The organism is Rhodopseudomonas palustris (assembly GCF_003591005.1).
Classification (GTDB): domain Bacteria; phylum Pseudomonadota; class Alphaproteobacteria; order Rhizobiales; family Xanthobacteraceae; genus Rhodopseudomonas; species Rhodopseudomonas palustris_K.
In genome coordinates this window covers 1-561 of record NZ_QYYD01000079.1, presented here as the reverse complement: position 1 = coordinate 561, position 561 = coordinate 1, and the positions used below count along the sequence as shown (strand labels likewise).

1 protein-coding gene is annotated in these 561 nt (G+C 53.8%); it reads right to left on the bottom strand.

Annotated features, from left to right (window positions below; translation table 11 throughout):
* Positions 1–455 (bottom strand): response regulator (locus D4Q52_RS26045; protein WP_119859479.1); only part of this gene is annotated, 455 nt, incomplete at its 3' end.
* Positions 456–561 lie beyond the last annotated feature (106 nt).

The following is a 561-nucleotide window of genomic DNA, read 5'->3' as shown; positions in this document are numbered from 1 at the left end:
GCGTTAGGGTCGCTAACCAGCGCGTCCCAGTCCTCAAACAACCGTTCTTCTTCCTCAACCCGCGAGTTGAACATATTGGGATACAGACAGGCATACACCGTTTCCCGCAGGCGGTTGAAATCTTTTACCGGCTTTAGCAACACATCCTGGACGCCAAGGCGCAACGCCCTGGCAATATCGGCCATATTTTCCGTTGCCGAAATCATCAGAATCGGCAGCGTTTCGCCCCGGTTGCGTAGCTGCTCCACCAGCTCAAGACCATTCATTCGCGGCATAGAGATGTCGCAAATCATCAGGTCGGGTTTGGACTCGGCCATCTTCTGGAGCGCTTCCACGCCATCCCCCGCCAGTGCCGTTGTCGCGCCCAGTGAGGTTAGCCAGGAGTGCAAGAGTGAGCGGAAAACGGCTTCGTCTTCAACTATCAGAATCAGTTTTCCCGCCAATGGCTGCGTCATGATCTCTCCTCTGGCTGACGATAGTTAAATAGTGGCATGCAATTCACACTATCGCCTGTCAGAATTTACTTAAGTCCTGGTTAAATGGCGTCACACCGCAGTGCGC